The following is a 17,143-nucleotide window of genomic DNA, read 5'->3' on the forward strand; positions in this document are numbered from 1 at the left end:
TCAGGCGCTGGCGCGCAGGGAGCGGCCGGCGAAGCGGCTCTCGGGACGCGGCAGACCGTAATGGTCGCGTAGCGTGGTCCCGCTGTATTCGGTACGGAACAGGCCGCGCTTGCGCAGCAGCGGCACGACCTCCTGCGCGAAGGCGTCGAAGCCGCCGGTCAGCCAGGGCGGCATGATGTTGAAGCCGTCGGCGGCGCCGTTCTCGAACCAGAGCTGGATCTCGTCGGCGATGCGCTCCGGCGTGCCGGCGAGGACGAAATGCCCGCGCCCGCCGGCCAGCCGGTTGATGAGCTGGCGGATGCTCGGATTTTCGCGATCGAGAATGCCGACGATGAGCTGGAAGCGGCTCGCCGCGCCGATGTTGCCGTCAATGTCGAGCAGATGGCGCGGGAACGGGCCGTCGAGATCGTAGCCGGACAGGTCGATGCCGGTCATGCGCTTCAGCTGGCCCAGCGAATATTCCGGCTGGATGAGATCGTTGAACTCCTCCTCCAGCGCCTTCGCCTCCGCCTCGGTGGAGCCGATGAACGGGCTGAGGCCGGGCAGCACCTTGATGTGCTCCGGCCGGCGGCCGAGCGCGACGGCGCGCGACTTGATGTCGGCGTAGAAGGCCTGCGCGCTGCCGAGCGTCTGGTGCGCGGTGAAGATCGCCTCGGCATATTGCGCGGCGAAGGAGCGGCCATCCTCCGAGGAGCCGGCCTGCACATAGACCGGGCGCCCCTGCGGCGTGCGCGGGGCGTTGAGTGGGCCCTTCACCTTGAAGTGCTTGCCGATATGCTCGATGGCGTGGATGCGGTCGGTATCGGCGAACAGGCCGGACGCCTGGTCGGCGAGGACGGCCCCGTCCTCCCAGCTGTCCCACAGCTTGGTGACCACCTCGACGAATTCGCGGCTCTTCTCGTAGCGCTCGGCATGCACGGGATGCTCGACGAGGCCGAAATTCTGCGAGGCGGCGGCCTGCGAGGTGGTGACGATGTTCCAGCCGGCGCGGCCATGGCTGAGATGGTCCAGCGAGGCGAACAGCCGGGCGAGGTTGTAGGGCTCGTTATAGGTGGTCGAGGCGGTGGCGATCAGCCCGATATGCGACGTCACCGCGCCGATGGCGGCGAGCCAGGTGATCGGCTCCACCCGGTAGCGGGCGGCGTAGCGGATATTGTCGGCGAGCACCGGGCCGTCGGCGAAGAACAGCGAGTCGATGGTGGCCGCCTCGGCCCGCTTCGCGAGGTCCTGGTAATAGGCGATGTCGTTGAGACGGGCGATGTCGGTGCCCTTGTAGCGCCAGGCGGCCTCATGATGCCCGCCGGGATAGACGAAGAGGTTGAGGGACAATTGGCGGCGCTGGCTCATGGAACTTCACCCTGTGAGACGATGGCGGCCCCGAGGGCGCGTTTCGGCATAGCTCTCCACTGAACGGAGCCATTGTCAATATATTCTATCATTTTTATCTACTATAGGGCACGCAAAAAGGCGACGAGGGCGGCGCGCTCGGCGGCGTCGAGGACAAGCGGGCGCAGCAGCGGATCGCGCCGGGCCGCGGCGGCGTGCAGCGGATGTCCGGCTTCCGCCTCGTTGCGCACCCACACCTCTCCGCCCCCGCGGGCATAGAGATTCACCACGCCGTCGAGGGTCGGGAACAGGCCGTCATGCATATAGGGCGCGGTGCGCCCGACATGGCGCAGGCTCGGCGTGCGGAAGCGGCCGGCATCCTCCGCCCGGCCGGTGACGCGGTAGCGCCCGAGATCCTCGCGCGGCTCGCCGAAGGCGGACAGGCCGAGATTGTGGAAGCCGTGATCGGTGAGGTCCGCCCCCGAGTGGCAATTGGCGCAGCCGGCCCGGGTGCGGAACAGGTGCAGGCCGCGTATCTCCTCGTCGGTGAGCCGCCGGTAGTCGCCGGCGAGGAACGCCTCGAAGCGGGCCGGCTCGTCGAGGCCGGCGACATAGGCGGCCAGCGCGGCGCCGAGACGGCCGGCATCGAGCCCGTCCTCCCCGAAGGCCTCGCGGATCAGGGGGCGGTACTCCGGCAGCGCCGCCACCCGGGCGGCGACGGCGGGCAGGTCCGCATTCGCCATCTCGTCGGGGTGGGTCAGCGGGCGCAGCGACTGGGCGGCGAGGTCGCGGCCGGCGCCATCCCAGCCAAGCGCCGGGCGGCGAGCGACGCCAAGCAGCGCCGGCGCCTCGCGCGCCAGCGCCACCCCGCTGGCCGCCGGACGCGGCGGGCGCGGATCGGCGAAGCCGCGGGCGGGATCGTGGCAGCCGGCACAGCCGATCGCGCCCGACGCCGATAGCCGCGGATCGGCGAACAGCACCGCCCCCAGCCGGGCGAGCGCCGGCGCGGATCGCGACACCGGCGGCGGCAGGGCGAACTCGGTGAAATGCGCGCCCGGCTGGAGGTCCGGCGCCGGCCATTGCGACGGCGGGCGGGCATAGAGCGCGCGCAGCGACGCCAGGCCGCCACTCTCGGGAGCATCGGCCACCGTGGCGAAGGCGCCCGCGACGGCGCCGGCGAGCCCGAGCAGCAGGCCGGCCAGCAGGTTGGCCGCCAAACCCCGGCGGATCCGCCTCACGAAGTGCCGAGGAGCCGCCGCAGCCGCGCCAGCTGCGCCGCATGCGGGGCGCGATAGTCGATGGCATCGGCGATCCGCCCCTCGCCATCGACCAGGAACAGCACGGCGGTGTGCTCCATCGTGTAGCTGCCGTCCGGCTGCGGCACCCGGCGATAGGTCGCCTTGAAGGCGGCGGCGGCAGCGGCCGTCGCCTCCTCGCTGCCGTGCAGGCCGGTGATGCGCGGATCGAAGGCGCCGAGATAGGAGGCGAGCTGGTCCGGCGTGTCGCGCGCCGGATCGACGGTGACGAACAGCACCTTCAGCCGGTCCGCCTCCGGTCCGAGCTCCGCCAGCACCTGCGACAGCTCGTAGAGCGCGGTGGGGCACACTTCCGGGCAGGAGGTGAAGCCGAAGAACAGCACATAGGGCCGGCCGCGCAAGGCGCTCTCGTCGAGAGGCCGCCCGTCCTGCGTGACGAGCGAGAAGCGCGACGGCACCTGCTGCGCCATGGCGGGCGCCAGCCACGCCAGCAGGCAGCTCGCCAGCAGCACGCCGGCGGCGATCAGTGGCAGTCGGGCGCGTCCTGCTCGAGATAGACCTCCAGCGCCACGTTCTTCGCCCATTCCTCGGTCTTCCTGTCCCAGAAGGGCGAATCCGCCAGCCCGGCGAGCGTCGCGCGGACCTCCCCGGCCCAAGGCGGGTTGCCGGGCGGCAGCAGCACCGCCAGCGAGGTAGAGGCCCGCGCTGGCAGGGTGGCAGAAAATTTCTTCCATTCGGCTTCTCCGAACAGGCGGTGCAGCACCGCCGCGTCATGGATGGCGGCGTCGCACTCGCCGGTGCGCACCTTCATCAGGGCGAGGGCCGGCACCGGCTGGACGATCTCGAGCCCGCCCGCGGCGCGCACCAGCCGGCGGGCCCGCTCGTTCGAGGCGACCACGCAGACCTTGCGGCCGGCGAGGTTCTCCCAGCTGCGGATATCGGTATCGGTGCGCATGGCCACCGTGAGCCCGGTGGCGTAGCCGCTCGGCACGACGTCGAGACCGGCACCGGCGACCGGCGCATCGGGCTGCACCACCGCGAGATCGACGCGGCCGGCCGCCAGCGCCTCTCCCGCCTCGCCGCCGATGGCGACCGTCTCGACCTTGCGGCCGAGGCGGCGGCCGATCTCGGCCGCCAGATCGAGATCGAAGCCGTCCGGCGTATAGAGCCGCGCGGCCGGGATGTCGGCCTTGGGCGGCACCTGCGCGACGCCGATCCTGAGCGGCGGCGGCTCGGCCTCCGCGGCGGCTCCCCCCGCAAGGACGAGCGCCGCCAGCAGCAGCGCCGCCCCCCGGCATGACAGAGCTTTGCCGACCATCCCTCTCGCCATCCCCCAAGGTTCCCTTCGCAAGGCCGACAGCCTGCCCTCTCCCGGCGAGAAAAATCCTCTCTCTCGCCGCCCGCCCGCGAGGGAGTGATCCAAATCGGCCGGCGGATTGCAGAAACGCCTTCTCGCGGCCGCGCGCCGGGCGGGGAATCCGCCCTCGCCCGGAACACCGGCGCGCTCCCCACGTTTAGGATCGAGTGGCAGATCGGGCAGGAGAAGCGACGATGGCGCCCCGGGCCGTGTGGAAGGGCTATCTGCAGATCGGCGAGCTGAGCCTGCCGGTGGCGCTGCACACCGCGGTCTCGACCGCCGAGCGCGTGAGCTTCCACGGCTTCAACCGCAAGACCGGCAACCGGCTGCGGCGCGCCTTCGTCGACCGCGAGACCGGCGAGGAAGTCGCCCGCGACGACCAGGTTAAGGGCTACGAGGTCGCCCCCGAGCGCTATGTCACCTTCGAGCCGGACGAGATCGCCGCCGCGGTGCCGGAAGGCGACAAGACGCTCGCGGTGAGCGCCTTCATTCCCTGCGCCGAGATCGACGACCTCTATTTCGACCGGCCCTATTACCTGACCCCCGCGGGCGCCGAGGCGCAGGAAGCCTATGCGCTGCTGCACGAGGCGCTGCAACGCCGCCATGTCGCGGCGCTGGCGGGCGCGCTGCTGTTCCGCCGCGCCCGCACGGTGCTGGTGCGCGCCCAGGAGGACATGCTAACCGCGACGCTGCTCAGCTTCGACTATGAGGTGCGCGACGCCGACGACACCTTCGCCGGCATCGCGCCGATCCGCATCGACAAGGAAATGCTGAAGCTGGCCCGGCACATCATCGCCACCAAGGAAGGGCGCTTCGACCCGGCCGGCTTCGACGACCGCTACGAGGCGGCGGTGGTGGAGCTGGTGCGGGCCAAGGCGGCCGGGCGCACCGTGAAGCCGCCCAAGGCGCGGAAGCCGGAGAAGGTGACCGACCTGATGGAGGCGCTGCGCCGCAGCGCCGGTGTGGAGGACAAGCCCGCCGCTACCGGCAAATCCGCCGCCAAGCCGGCGCACGGGCCGACGCGCCGGGCCGCGTCCCGCAAGGCGGGCACGGCGCCGCGCAGGAAGGCGGGATAGGCGCTCCATGGCTCTCGACACCTATCGCCGCAAGCGCCGTTTCGACGTCACCCCCGAGCCGCGCGGGCGCGCCTCGCGGCAGGTCGGGCACGCCTATCTGATCCAGAAACATGCCGCCCGCCGGCTGCATTACGATCTCCGGCTCGAACTCGACGGGGTGCTGAAGAGCTGGGCGGTCACGCGCGGGCCCAGCCTGGTGCCGGGGGAGAAGCGCCTCGCGGTGGAGGTCGAGGACCATCCGCTCGACTATGGCAGCTTCGAGGGCACCATCCCCAAGGGGGAATATGGCGGCGGCACGGTGCTGCTGTGGGACACCGGCAGCTGGACGCCGATCGGCGACCCGCACAAGGGGCTGAAGAAGGGGCATCTCGAATTCGCGCTCGACGGCCGCAAGCTCGGCGGCCGCTGGCATCTCGTCCGCATGCACCGGAAGCCGGGCGAGAGCCGCACCAACTGGCTGCTCATCAAGGGCGAGGACGAGGCCGCCCGCCCGCTCGACGCCCCCGACATATTGGAGGAGCGGCCGGAATCGGTGAAGACCGGCCGCGACATCGACGCCATCGCCGGCGAGGCGCCGGGCTGGTCGTCCAAGGCGGGGCGGCTGAAGCCCGAGGCGTCCGACGGCTCCGGCACGCCGGCGAAGGCGAAATCAGCCGGAACGGAGCGCACGCCGGACAAGGCGCCGGACAAGACGACGGGGACGACGGCGAGGCCAAGGGGCGCGACGTCGGCCCGCAAGGGCCGGAAAGCGCTGCCCGATTTCCTGGCGCCGCAGCTCGCCACGCTGGTGGCGCGGGCGCCGACCGGCGAGAACTGGCTGCACGAGATCAAGTTCGACGGCTACCGGCTGCAGGCTCGGATCGACGGCGGACAGGTGACGCTGCTGACCCGCGGCGGGCTGGACTGGACCGGGCGCTTCGGCCCGGCGCTCGCCGACGCCCTGGCCCGGCTGCCGGCCGAGACGGCGCTGATCGACGGCGAGGTGGTGGTGGAGACGGGCACCGGCGCCTCCAGCTTCCCGGCGCTGCAGCAGGACCTCGCCGAGGGACGCAGCGAGCGCATGCGCTTCTACGCCTTCGACCTGATGCATCTCGATGGCCGCGACCTCACCGGCGAACCGCTGACCGACCGCAAGGCGGCGCTGCACAAGCTGTTCGCCGGGGCCGGCGATCCGCTGCGCTTCAGCGAGCATTTCGAGGAGGACGGCGCCACGCTGCTGCGCCATGCCTGCCGCCTCAGCCTGGAAGGGCTGGTCTCCAAGCGCCGCGACAGCCGCTACCGCTCCGGCCGCTCGAAGGACTGGGTGAAGTCGAAATGCGCCGAGCGGCAGGAATTCGTGATCGGCGGCTACGTGCCCTCCTCCGTCTCTCCCCGCGCCATCGGCTCGCTGGTGCTGGGCGTGTTCGAAAAGGGCGGGCTGCGCCATGTCGGGCGGGTGGGCACCGGCTATTCCCAGCGCATGGCGCAAGAACTGTTCCGCACCCTGCAGCCGCTGATCCGCGACACCAGCCCCTTTGCCGGGCGGCTGACGGCGGAGGAGCGGCGCGACGCCGTCTTCGTCGAGCCCTCGCTGGTGGCCGAGGTCGAGTTTCGCGGCTGGACCGGCGACCGGCATCTGCGCCATGCTTCCAATCGCGGCCTGCGCGAGGACAAGCCGGCCGCCGAGGTGGTGCGGGAAGAGGCGGGCACGGGAGGCAAGCCGATGGCCGACAGGGCGACGCCGGCGTCGGCGGTGACGCTCACCCATCCCGACCGGCTCTACTGGCCGGAGGACGGCGTCACCAAGCAGGGGCTGGCGGACTATTACGCGCAGGTCTGGCGCTTCATCGCCCCCTTCGTGGTGGCGCGGCCGCTGGCGCTGCTGCGCTGCCCGGACGGCATCGCGCAGGCCTGCTTCTTCCAGAAGCACGCCTGGCGCGGCATCAACAAGGCCATCCGCCAGGTGGCCGATCCCAAGGACAAGGGCGGCGAGAAGCTGCTCGCGCTAGGCGATCTCGACGGGCTGATCGCACTGGTGCAGGCCGGCACGCTGGAGATCCACCCCTGGGGCGCCCCGCTGGGCGGGCTGGAAAGGCCGGACATGCTGATCTTCGACCTCGACCCCGGCGAGGGGGTGGGATGGCCGCACATGGTGGCGGGCGCGCGCGAGGTGCGGGCGCGGCTGGAGGCGGACGGCCTCGCGGCCTTCGTGAAGACGTCGGGCGGCAAGGGACTGCATGTGGTGGCGCCGCTGGCGCCCAAGGCGGGCTGGCCGGCGGCCAAGGCCTATGCCAAGGCGCTCGCCGACGCCATGGCCGCCGACGATCCCGACCGCTTCCTCTCCGTCGCCACCAAGGCGAAGCGCGGCGGGCGGATTTTCGTCGACTATCTGCGCAATGCGCGCGGCGCCACCGCCGTGGCGCCCTTCTCCACCCGCGCCCGCGCCGGGGCGGCGGTCTCCATGCCGGTGGCGTGGGAAGAACTCGACCAGATCACCGGCGCCGCGCAGTTCACGCTCGACAACGCCCCGACGCGGCTGGCCGAGCTCGCGACCGATCCCTGGGAGGATTTCCGCCCGGCCGCGGCGGCGCTGCCGGCCGCGAAGCGGGGGCGATGAGCCGGCGGCGAACGCTCAGCCGCGGCGCGCGGCCTTCTCGGCGGCGAGGCTGCGCTTCAGCGCCTCGGTGATGCTGATGACATTGCCCCCCGTCGGCGCCGGTTCGCCGGCCGGCTCCTCCCTCCGCTTGGCGGGAGCCCGGCGCTTGCTCTTGCGGGCGGCGATCAGCTTGCGCAGGTTTTCCTGCACGGGGTCGCCGACCATGGAGGGATCCCAGTCGCGCATGCGGGCCTCGATGAGCTCGAAGATCAGCTCCAGGGCGGCCGGGTCGGGCTTGCGGGCGGGCCGGTCGCCCACATAGTCGGCCGCCGGCCGGACCTCGTCGCCATAATGCAGCGTCCACAGCACGATGCCGCGCTCGCGGGGCTCCAGCATCACCGCCCGCTCGCGCCGATATAGCACCAGCCGGGCGATGCCGTTCATCCGCGACGCCGCCATCGCCTCGCGGATCACCGCGAAGGCCTCGGCGCCGACCTCGTCGGCCGGGGCGAGGAAATGCGGCTTGTCGAACCAGATGGAGCCGATCGAATCCGCCGGCACGAACATGTCGATGTCGATGGTGCGCGTGCTTTCCAGCGCCACCGCGTCGAGTTCGTCGTCCTCCAGGTAGACGATGCGGCCGGGCTCCAGCTCATAGCCCCTCGCCTCGTCCTCCTCGCGCACCTCGCGGCCGCTGACGGCATCGACATAGCGCGCCTCGACACGGTTGCCGGTGGCGCGGTTGAGGGTGTGGAAGCGGATCTTCCCGCCCTCGCCAGTCGCCGGCTCCATGGTCACCGCACAGGTGACCAGCGACAGCTTGAGATAGCCCTTCCAGAAGCTACGCCGCGCCATCGCCCCACCTCAATCGATCCAGGCCACCACGAGGCCACCCAATACCATGATAGCGGCCAGCCAGAAGATGACGCGCGCGACGAAGGGAAGCGGCGAGGCGCCGCCGCGATTGTCGTCATAGCCGCGCGGCGCTTCATGGGTGACGCCCGGCGCCTCGCCGGAGGGCGGGCGAAGCTCCTGTGCGCGGGCCCTCGCCACCGCCGGCCGGGAAGGGGGCGTTCCGGCCGCCTCGTCATCGGTGCCGAGCGGCGCGGCGGCGGGATCGGGAAACGGCACCTTGTCGCCGCCGCGGCCGCGATCAATATCCTCGCGCAGGCGGTCGGCATGGAGCAGGGACGTGTTCGACATGGGGATCGGCCTCCTTCGATCCGTTCGGCAACAACGATCCGCCGCCGCCTTCGTTCCATGCCTCCGGCGATGCCGGGCGGATCGTTTTCGCGCTCACCCATGCCGCGGGCCACGCAAGCGGTCTGTTCGGAAACGACGCTTTTGCCGGCAATGCCCGCTGCCGTGACGGGCCCTGCCCCCGGCCCATGTCCGGCACGGCGGTGGCGGACGGCATCAATCACCGCGGAACCGGGCCGAATTCATGAACGGCGGACATAAGTCCATGCCGTTTGCGCCGGCTAATGCCCCAACGGCACATGCCCTATGATGCCGGTCATGGATCAGGGACAGCACGGATAGCGGACATGAACACCCAGCCCATGACGATCGACGGCCTCGAATTCGGCCAGCCGCACTCTCGCGCCGTACACGCCGAGGCCCGCGTGGGCGCCCGCGTGGACCTCGGGCCGCGCTTCGTGGCCTGCCTGATGCTCGGGCTGTCGCTGTCGGGGGCGGCCTTCCTCTCGCAGGCCCTGTGCTCCTACAACCGGCTGACCGCCTCGGCGGCCGTCGCCGCGCCGGTGTCGGCCGGCGCCTCCCTGGCCCGCGCCGGGGAAGAGGACGGCCGGGTCGCGCCGCCCTGCGAGCAGCTGGCGCATCTCGCCCCGGCCCGCCCCGAACCGCTGCACGTCGCCTCGCTCTGAGAAAGCGCCCGGCCGCTGCCTACAGCCGGGCCAGCGTCATGCCGAGCTTGCCGTCGGCATATTTCTCCAGCGCGGCGATGGCGCCGTCATTGGCGCCGCCGTCATTGAAGTCGCGGAACAGCGAGGCGCCCTCATTGGTGTCCGGCAGGCTCGCCAGCCGGTAGTCGGGGTGCACCACATAGACCGGCACGCCATAGACGGCGCTGTGCCACTTGAACCAGAGATCGTCCGCCGTCGGCGCCGCCTTCATCGCGGTGATCATGTCGAGCACGGCCGGATGGAAGAAGGACGGATGGTAGAGCACCCCGTCTTTGCCGGTCGGCAGCAGGAACACGCTCGGATTCTCGGTGATGGTCTGGCTGGTCCAGTAGCGATAGGGCAGGAAGCTGCCCTCGCCCTTCACCATGCGGTGGCCGCGGAAGGCGATGATGCAGCGGTGCCGGCGATAATAATGCACCAGCGTCGACAGCCAGTGCGCGGGATAGATGGTGTCGTCGTCGGCGGTGGCGATCAGCGATCCCTGCGCCTGCGGATCGGCGAGGATCGGCAGCAGCTTGCGGTACGGGCCGGAATTGGGCACGCGGAACCATTTCAGCCGCCCGTCGGCCACCCATTGCCGGCAGTCCGGCGGGACCTCCCCCATTCCCTCGTCCAGGAGATGCGGCTCGGGCGAGGTGAAGACCCGGATCTCGAAATCCGGGTAGTCCTGCGCGAGCAGGCTCGCCAGCGTCAGATGCAGCTTGTCCTGGCGGGCCCGGATCGAGGTGAGCCCAATGATGACCTTTTCCATGTTCTCACTCCGAGCCGAGGCGTCCTGAACGGGCGGGCGATGCACGGCCATCCTCACGACAGGAGGTTCTGCGCCCGCAGCGGCCACGGGATCGGCACGCCGTCGGCGACCTCGTCGACGCGCCGGCCACCGAGGACCGGCACCCGCACGCGCCGCGCGAAGGCATCGCGGAACAAGGCGAGATAGCCCGGCAAGGTGCGGTTGACCGCGTTGGACAGGCTCGCCGGCGTGGCGAAGCAATAGGTGAGCGGGCATTCGACCTGCACATGCGCGTGGGCGCCATAGGCCGCCTCCAGCCGCTCGCGGAACTCCACGTCGCCGCGCGAGCGCACCGGCGCGAAGCCGCCGATCACCTCGAACACCTCGCGGCGGAACATCGAGGTCATGGTGCCGTCGCCGAGCAGTTCCAGCGTGTGCTCGAACTGCAGCCGGGCGAGGCGATCGATGCGCAGATGCGCGGTGGTGCAGAGCTTGAGGATCGGCGAGCGCGCCAGCGCCCGCGCCTGCACCTCCAGCCGCTGGGGATGCGCATAGTCGTCGCCGTCATGGATGGCGACGAAGGCACCGGTGGCGATCTCCAGCGCGCGGTTGCGGGCGACATAGGGGCCGGAATTGCGCGGCAGCCGCAGGAAGCGGATGCGCGGATCGCACGTCGCCAGTTGCTCGATCGCCTCGGGATCCACCTCGTCGCTGGCGTCGTCCACCAGAATGATCTCGATGTCGCGATAGGTCTGGCGCGCCAGCGAATCGAGCGAGGCGGCCAGCAGCACCGGATCGGGATTGTACACGGTGACGATCACGCTGATGCGGCCGGGCTCCTCCTCGGCGGGGGGCGGCAGCGGCTGGCGGGCGAAATTCTCGAACAGCCCGACGATGTCCTCGCCGGCGAAGGACAGGGGCGCCACGCCGTAATCGAGGCCCCAGCGCGCCAGGGCCCGCTCCAGCGGCCGCATGTTGCGGTGATAGCTGGCGGCGACGATGCCGTTGGCGTCGTTGGTCGATTCCAGGCTGTCGATGCCGGCGCCGTCGAAATGGCGAATGGCGACCCGGTCGTCGAACAGGATGGCGAGCGCCAGCATCCGCTCCGGCGAGGCGCCGGCCGGATAGCGGATCGCCCCGGCGGGAATGCCGAGCCGGCTGATCTCGTAGGTATAGGTGCGCAGCTGCGCCAGAAGCTGGCCGGCATCGCGATGCTCGGCGAAATGCATGTTCACCAGCCGGGTGAAGCGCGGCGCGTCGCCGGCGAGCAGCGCCGCGATCAGCCGGTCGGGGAGCGACGGCGTGAAGCGCACCGCCGCGTCCTCGTCGTTGCGGTATTCGAGCGGCAGCTGGTCGGCATCGACGCCGGCCAGCGCGGCGCCGATGAGGCTGCCCACCTCCGGGTCGTCGAGAACGCCCCGGTGCGGCGAACGCTCGATCATGCCCACCAGCAGCGCCATGCTGCGGGCCGAGGCGTAGCGGCCGCAGGCGGCGACCAGCCGCGCCACCGCCCGGTCATGCGGCTGCAGCAGCACCTCGGCGGCACTCGCCATCAGCACCGCCGTGATGTCGGCCGGCGGCAGCGCCATCGCCACCGCCTCGAACAGCGGCAGCACCAGATCGGGCGAGCGGGCCGCCAGTCCCGCGACATGCAGGCCGAAGGCCCGGCCGGCGACCTCCTGCAGGCCGACCGCCTTGCAGCATTCCAGCAGGCCGAGAATGGCCTCGTCGTCGAGCGCGGGGAGCTCGGCCGGCCGGGCCAGCCGATCGCGCAGATAGGCCTCCACCGCCGCCAGGTGGCCGCGGCGGGCGCAGCCCTGCAGGCGCGTGAAGAAATCCGGCGCGCGGGCGAGTTCGCCGCTCGCCTCCGCGCCGAGCCCCAGCGCGCTGACAAGGGCCACGTCGTCGACATGGACGGGCGGCTGCATCATGCCGGCGGCTTCCGCCGCGCCGGCCCAGTTCTCCAGCACATGGGCGGCGAAGCCCATTTCCCGCGCCGTCACCGATTCCGCGAAGTGCCGCAGCAGCGGCCGGGCCGCCGCATCATTGACCAGCGCCAGCGCCGAATCGCCCTCCCCGACCACGCGGAAGGGATGCTCGGTCGCCATGACGATGCCGGCGGCCTCCTTCGCGTCGAAGCGCCGCGCCGTCTCGACAAGATCCGACAGCCGGTAGCAGCCGCGCTCGCGCAGGCCGAGGAAGCAGGTCGGCACCGCCGAATTGGCGGAAAGCGAGAATTCCCCCGAGGCCGGCGCGTAGCGCAGCGCGCTGGTGGCCACCGAGCGCTCGCCGGCCATGATGAATTCGCGCCGGCAACGCGACACATAGTCCGCCGGGTAGCCGTAGGCGCGGGTCATCGCGACGACCGGGGTCGCGGGAGACACGCCATCCGCCAGCAGCCCGGACCACAGACCGTCGGCCTCGGCCATGCTGGCGAGCGCGACCACCCGCGCGCCGGCCGGCAGCGCCAGCTCGGCCCCGGCGGCGAAATCATGCACGACGATGCAGCTCGGGCCGGCCGAGGCCGTCACCGGCACGGTCTCGACGCCGACCGGGAATTCCGGCCCGGCCCAGGCGGCGGCCGCCAGGGGCAGGGTCTCCCCGGCCAGCGCCTCGACGGCGCTGCGCACATCGGCGCAGATCCGCACCGCGCCATCCGGCGTGCGGGGCAGATTGCCCGTCGACACCAGATCCGCCGGCGCCGGCGCGAGCGCCACGGCCGAGCCGATCCCCGCCCCGCCGGCGGCCAGCAGGCGCGGCCAATAGCCGAGCGCCGGCACCGGCAGGCGGCGCGGCTCGCGCAGCACCACGAAGCAGCGACATCCCTTTGCCGACGCCTCGACGAAGCGCGCGAGCGCACCGGCCTCCTGATCCGGGGCCTCGGCGGTGGCGATCACCCGGCAGCCGAGGCCGGCCAGAGCGGCAAGATGCGCGCGCTCCCCGGCATCAGGAGCGGCGCGCGGCACCAGGATGGCAACCTCGCCGGGGGCCGGACCGCCTTCGTCGTCCGTCGGCAATTGCGCCAGGCTCGTCCACAGGCCCGCGGCGTCGAAGGCCGCGGGGGCCGCGACCGGCTGCGCCGGCGCCACGGCGGCCAGCAGCGGCGCATAGACGGCCGGCAGATCGCCGCGGCCGGCGAGATCGGTGCCGTCGACCTGCGCCTCGATCACCCGCAGCCGCCAGGATTCGGTGAGCGCGGCCACGAAGGCGCGCGCGGCACCCTCCGCCCATTGGGCGAGGAAGGCCTCGTAATCGTGCCAGCGCGTGCGCAGCGCGAAATCCAGCGCCAGGAAGCGGTGCAGCGCGGCACGGCCGCCGCCGCGGGCGATCGACCGGGCGACCAGCCAGGCTTCCGCCACCTTGCCGGCCGAGACCAGCGCGTCGATCTCGCCGACGCGGCCGACGGTGACGCGGATGCTGGCGAGATCGACCACCTGCGGGCGATCCGGCACCAGGGCGCCGCCGCCGACGATCCGCGCCTCCACCAGAGCGAGGGAGGATTTGCGCAGGTTCAGGCTCGACAGGTCGAAGCGGAAGCCGACCGGCAGCTCGAACTTGAACTGCGCCTCGCGCGGCTGGGTCGGCAGGCTGGCGAAACCGCGTAGCACCGGCGCGCCGTCGACGAGCAGCTCGATCTCCAGGGGATCGGCGGGATTGGACAGGTCCACCGCCCAGCCCTCGACGATGGCGGGCGGCGCGAAACGCCACACGCCGGCGAAATCCGGCCGGGCGACATCGCCCTCCGGCGTCGCGGCGCCACGGGCGAGATCGCTGAGGCGCTGGCGCACGCGCGGGCTGAGCACCGGCAGCGCATTGGCGGGAACGCGGCCGGGCGAGCCCTGCGGCGGCGGCGCTACCTCGGCGCCGGCCGGGGCCCCGGCGAGCGCGAGGACATGCGCACCGATGCGCAGATGCGTCAGCCGCGACAGCGCCTTGCCGGCATCGATCCGGCCGAGCCGCCCGCGCGCCGTGAAGGGATTTTCCTCCACCGCGAGCTCGACGCCGTGGCGCGGCGTCTGGTCCTCCAGCAGTTCCGCCGTCACCCCGGACGGGATCGGCGCCCCCGAGGTGAGGACCAGCACGACCTCGCCCTTCGCATCGGTTTCGAGCCGGGCGACGAGGCTGTCCAGCACCGGCTGGCGGCTGCCGAGCGCCAGCGTCAGGCCGCGCGCCAGATTGGCGATTTCGATGCGCGAGGTCAGCCAGCTGTCGGCGGTGGCGGTGGCCGGCAGGCTGAACTCGAACCGTCCGCGCGGCTCGCCGGCGGGACGGGTGGCCACGGTCTGCACCTCGACCCCGTCGACGACGAGGCTGAGCTCCACCGGCTGCTCCGGCGCGGTGACCTCGATGGCCCAGCCGGCCAGCCGGCCCTCGGCCGCCGGCTGCACCTCGCCCGTCAGGCTCGGCGCGTCCGTGCGGGACAGCTTTAGCTTCTTCGAGCCCAGCGCCACCCGCTCGCCCGCCAGCACATAGACGGCGAACCGATGCTCGGCATCGTCGAAGATGCCGGCCGGCAGCGCATGGAAGCGGAAGCCGGCGCTGCGCCGCGTGTCGAGCTGCACCGACTGTGCGGCCTCCTGGCGGTCGACGAGGATGCCGTCGATCTCCAGCTCGACGGTGAGCGGCCGGTCCATGTCGGTGACCCAGCCGGAGACCCCGGCGGGGCCGAACTCGGCGACCTCGCCATAGAAGGTCCGGCCCTTCACCGTGAACTTCGCCTTGTCGGTGCGCAGCCAGCCGTCATGGATCAGGCGGCCCGACTTGCTTTCCTTCAGGGTCAGGCGATGGGTCTCGCCGTCCCAGTATTCGAGCGGCAGGCCGGTGTGGAAGCCGACCCGCAACGCCGTGCCGGCCTGGCCGTCCACGTCCTTGCGCACGACGTCGCAGGCCACGTCCCTCGTCGGCTTGTGGTCGACGAACATCTGCAGGACCAGCGACTGGCCGAGATCTTCCGAATCATAGGCCCAGCCGGTGATGCGCTCGGCGGTGAAGGTGGCGATTCGCGCCCGCAGGCGCCCGTCGCGCTCGCCGACATTCAGGGTGAACTGGCCGCGCGGCACCACGGAACCATCCGCCGCCGCGATGATCTCGATCTCGTGCTGCCCGGGCGGGATGGACGGCGGCGGCACGAAGACGAAGCCGTGATTGCCGTGGCCGCCGAAGCCCTTGGCGATGTCCGGCCGATGGACGTCGGCGGGGATCTCGAATTCGTAGCCCGCGATCGAGATGCGGACGATCAGCGAGGTGTCCGGTGAATCAGCGTCGAGCAGCCAGCCCCAGATTTCCCCTGTAGGCCGGACGCCGTTGACATCACCCTTAATCAGCATGAACAACTCCTCGCAAGCCGCTGCCAGCTATAGCAACAGCCGTCGCCAGAACCAAGCAGCCGCACGCGCCCTCCCGACCGCCCCTGGCGCCGCGCGCGAAAACGCAGATCCGGCAACGGGTTCGGCAGGAGGTCCGGCACCACCGCGGCGGGCGGCCGCGCGGCGGCGAGGCCCGCGGCGCGCGCCCCTGTCACGCCCATGTCGCGCCCCGGCTTGCGGTCTCCCTCACCGCTCTCTAAACATCAGCGTCATCTCACAGATTACCCTTGGTGATTTACGAACGTCATGATCCGTCGCCATTCCGTCGCAGCGCTGCGGACGGCGGCAGATCTCCGGCCGCTCGCCACAGGCACGAACCGAACCTTCCTGGATGCGCCATGAGAACGATCCTGCATGTGGGAACCCACAAGACCGGGACCACCACCATCCAGCAGTTCGCCAACCGCCGGGCGCCGCAGCTGCGGGAAGCCGGCCTGTGGTATCCCGGCTACGACCTGATCGGGCTGAAGCGGCACCCCGCCCACCACGACTTCTCCCATGCCGTGGCAGGGACGCTGTCGACCCTCACCTTCGAGCAGGCCAACGACTTCGTGGCGGCCATCGCGCGAGGGGCGGGCGACGCCGGCCATGTGCTGCTGAGCGCTGAGCCGATCTACCGCCACGTCATTCCCGAGAAGACCAAGACCACCGAGGAATACTGGGCGGCGCGCGATGCCTATATCGCCCGGCTGGCCGAGGTGACCGCGCCGCTGGAGCCGGAAATCCTGATCGTGCTGCGGCGGCAGGACGACTTTTCCCGATCGCTGTATCAGGAGAACGTCAAGGCCCGGCACATGAGGCAGGATTTCCGCAGCTTCCTTAAAAGCCGCCTGGCCAATTTCCAGTATCTCGAACAGATCAATCTGTTCAAAAAGTACTTTAAAATTGTCGATATTGCCATATTCGAGGATCTGGCCGAAGATGGCCAGTTGCTGCGGAATTTCTTCCACCATATTGGTATCGAAATAGGCAAGATTGACAAAATAGCGGAATTCAACGAAAGCCTCCCCATTGAGCTTGTGGAATTCAAGAGGCAACTCAACAGGGCCGACCTGTCGAAGCAGCAGCTGGCTTCGATTTCGCGGGCCCTGCTGGATATTGGGCAGGTTGAGGGGTTTCCCCGGGGCTCGGATCTGGACTGGATCCCCGCTTCGGAAATGACGGCGTTCATGGATCGTTTTGCAGAAGCCAATGCGCAGATTTTTGCCATGATGAAGAATCCGCCAGGACGCGATACGCTCTTCCCTCCCGGCCGCGTGCGGACGGAGGTTTTCGAGGGGCTTTCCATGGAGCGCTTCAAGGCGATCAACGCGCTGGTATTGCAGCGAATACTGGCGGATGGCGCCAGATAGTCAGCGGTATTTCAGCACCTGGTACGAGACCGGAGATATTTTCAGGGCTTGTGAAGGCGAACACGAGCCGGACGAACGGCACGGATCTTGTTTCCCCTCCTGTACGCGCAACCGGAAGGTGCGGGGCGCGGAAGAGTGGCACGCCGCCGTCGATGTTATATGTTCTCAACGGGGTGCGGG

General features: G+C 70.7%; 12 protein-coding genes. 4 read left to right on the top strand and 8 right to left on the bottom strand.

Features of this window, described 5'->3' with window-relative positions; translation table 11 throughout:
* From KHC19_RS14250 to KHC19_RS14265, 4 genes are all read right to left on the bottom strand, one after another.
* Nucleotides 1-1,347 (bottom strand): LLM class flavin-dependent oxidoreductase, encoded by a 1,347-nt coding sequence (locus KHC19_RS14250; protein WP_213353040.1) that lies wholly within the window; start codon nt 1,345-1,347, stop codon nt 1-3.
* A gap of 101 nt (nt 1,348-1,448) precedes the next feature.
* On the bottom strand, nt 1,449-2,543 hold the full coding sequence (locus KHC19_RS14255; RefSeq protein WP_246548884.1) for a cytochrome-c peroxidase: 1,095 nt from the start codon (nt 2,541-2,543) through the stop codon (nt 1,449-1,451).
* Between the two features lie 17 nt (nt 2,544-2,560).
* Nucleotides 2,561-3,166 carry an SCO family protein gene (locus tag KHC19_RS14260; protein ID WP_213353042.1) on the bottom strand — a complete coding sequence of 202 codons (606 nt, stop codon included), beginning with the start codon at nt 3,164-3,166 and terminating at the stop codon, nt 2,561-2,563.
* A complete protein-coding gene (locus tag KHC19_RS14265; protein WP_213353043.1) occupies nt 3,106-3,900 on the bottom strand; it encodes a substrate-binding periplasmic protein in 795 nt (264 codons plus the stop codon). The genes KHC19_RS14260 and KHC19_RS14265 overlap by 61 nt, the downstream gene beginning before the upstream one ends.
* Before the next feature lie 233 nt (nt 3,901-4,133).
* Between KHC19_RS14265 and ku (KHC19_RS14270) the strand changes: the two genes are divergently transcribed.
* Together ku (KHC19_RS14270) and ligD are read left to right on the top strand one after the other, a co-directional pair.
* A complete protein-coding gene (gene ku / locus KHC19_RS14270; RefSeq protein ID WP_213353044.1) occupies nt 4,134-5,015 on the top strand; it encodes a non-homologous end joining protein Ku in 882 nt (293 codons plus the stop codon).
* 7 nt (nt 5,016-5,022) lie between these two features.
* Entirely contained in the window at nt 5,023-7,611 is a 2,589-nt protein-coding gene (ligD, locus tag KHC19_RS14275; protein ID WP_213353045.1) for a DNA ligase D, read from the top strand.
* Nucleotides 7,612-7,626: 15 nt separating this feature from the next.
* On the opposite strand, the gene ku (KHC19_RS14280) is transcribed toward ligD, so the two are convergent.
* Together ku (KHC19_RS14280) and KHC19_RS14285 are read right to left on the bottom strand one after the other, a co-directional pair.
* Complete coding sequence (gene ku, locus KHC19_RS14280; RefSeq protein WP_213353046.1) at nt 7,627-8,445, bottom strand: non-homologous end joining protein Ku; 819 nt, start codon at nt 8,443-8,445, stop codon at nt 7,627-7,629.
* Nucleotides 8,446-8,454: 9 nt separating this feature from the next.
* Complete coding sequence (locus KHC19_RS14285) at nt 8,455-8,793, bottom strand: hypothetical protein (protein ID WP_213353087.1); 339 nt, start codon at nt 8,791-8,793, stop codon at nt 8,455-8,457.
* Between the two features lie 344 nt (nt 8,794-9,137).
* Between KHC19_RS14285 and KHC19_RS14290 the strand changes: the two genes are divergently transcribed.
* Entirely contained in the window at nt 9,138-9,476 is a 339-nt protein-coding gene (locus KHC19_RS14290) for a hypothetical protein (protein ID WP_213353047.1), read from the top strand.
* Nucleotides 9,477-9,495: 19 nt separating this feature from the next.
* Here KHC19_RS14290 and KHC19_RS14295 read toward each other — a convergent pair whose 3' ends face one another.
* Both KHC19_RS14295 and KHC19_RS14300 read right to left on the bottom strand, forming a co-directional pair.
* Nucleotides 9,496-10,266 carry a glycosyltransferase family A protein gene (locus KHC19_RS14295; protein ID WP_213353048.1) on the bottom strand — a complete coding sequence of 257 codons (771 nt, stop codon included), beginning with the start codon at nt 10,264-10,266 and terminating at the stop codon, nt 9,496-9,498.
* 53 nt (nt 10,267-10,319) lie between these two features.
* Nucleotides 10,320-15,572, bottom strand: a complete 5,253-nt coding sequence (locus tag KHC19_RS14300) for a glycosyltransferase family A protein (protein ID WP_213353049.1) — start codon at nt 15,570-15,572, stop codon at nt 10,320-10,322.
* A 377-nt stretch (nt 15,573-15,949) separates the two neighbouring features.
* On the opposite strand from KHC19_RS14300, the gene KHC19_RS14305 reads away from it, so the two are divergent.
* Complete coding sequence (locus KHC19_RS14305) at nt 15,950-16,963, top strand: hypothetical protein (protein ID WP_213353050.1); 1,014 nt, start codon at nt 15,950-15,952, stop codon at nt 16,961-16,963.
* Nucleotides 16,964-17,143 lie beyond the last annotated feature (180 nt).

The organism is Ancylobacter oerskovii (assembly GCF_018390555.1).
GTDB lineage: Bacteria > Pseudomonadota > Alphaproteobacteria > Rhizobiales > Xanthobacteraceae > Ancylobacter > Ancylobacter oerskovii.

Bases quoted from the DNA above. Each gene is read 5' to 3' on its own strand.
- ku (WP_213353046.1), bottom strand. From the start codon at position 8,445: ATGGCGCGGCGTAGCTTCTGGAAGGGCTATCTCAAGCTGTCGCTGGTC.
- KHC19_RS14250 (WP_213353040.1), bottom strand. From the start codon at position 1,347: ATGAGCCAGCGCCGCCAATTGTCCCTCAACCTCTTCGTCTATCCCGGC.
- KHC19_RS14285 (WP_213353087.1), bottom strand. From the start codon at position 8,793: ATGTCGAACACGTCCCTGCTCCATGCCGACCGCCTGCGCGAGGATATT.
- KHC19_RS14265 (WP_213353043.1), bottom strand. From the start codon at position 3,900: ATGGTCGGCAAAGCTCTGTCATGCCGGGGGGCGGCGCTGCTGCTGGCG.
- ku (WP_213353044.1), top strand. From the start codon at position 4,134: ATGGCGCCCCGGGCCGTGTGGAAGGGCTATCTGCAGATCGGCGAGCTG.
- KHC19_RS14300 (WP_213353049.1), bottom strand. From the start codon at position 15,572: ATGCTGATTAAGGGTGATGTCAACGGCGTCCGGCCTACAGGGGAAATC.
- KHC19_RS14305 (WP_213353050.1), top strand. From the start codon at position 15,950: ATGAGAACGATCCTGCATGTGGGAACCCACAAGACCGGGACCACCACC.
- KHC19_RS14260 (WP_213353042.1), bottom strand. From the start codon at position 3,166: ATGGGCGAAGAACGTGGCGCTGGAGGTCTATCTCGAGCAGGACGCGCC.
- KHC19_RS14295 (WP_213353048.1), bottom strand. From the start codon at position 10,266: ATGGAAAAGGTCATCATTGGGCTCACCTCGATCCGGGCCCGCCAGGAC.
- KHC19_RS14290 (WP_213353047.1), top strand. From the start codon at position 9,138: ATGAACACCCAGCCCATGACGATCGACGGCCTCGAATTCGGCCAGCCG.
- ligD (WP_213353045.1), top strand. From the start codon at position 5,023: ATGGCTCTCGACACCTATCGCCGCAAGCGCCGTTTCGACGTCACCCCC.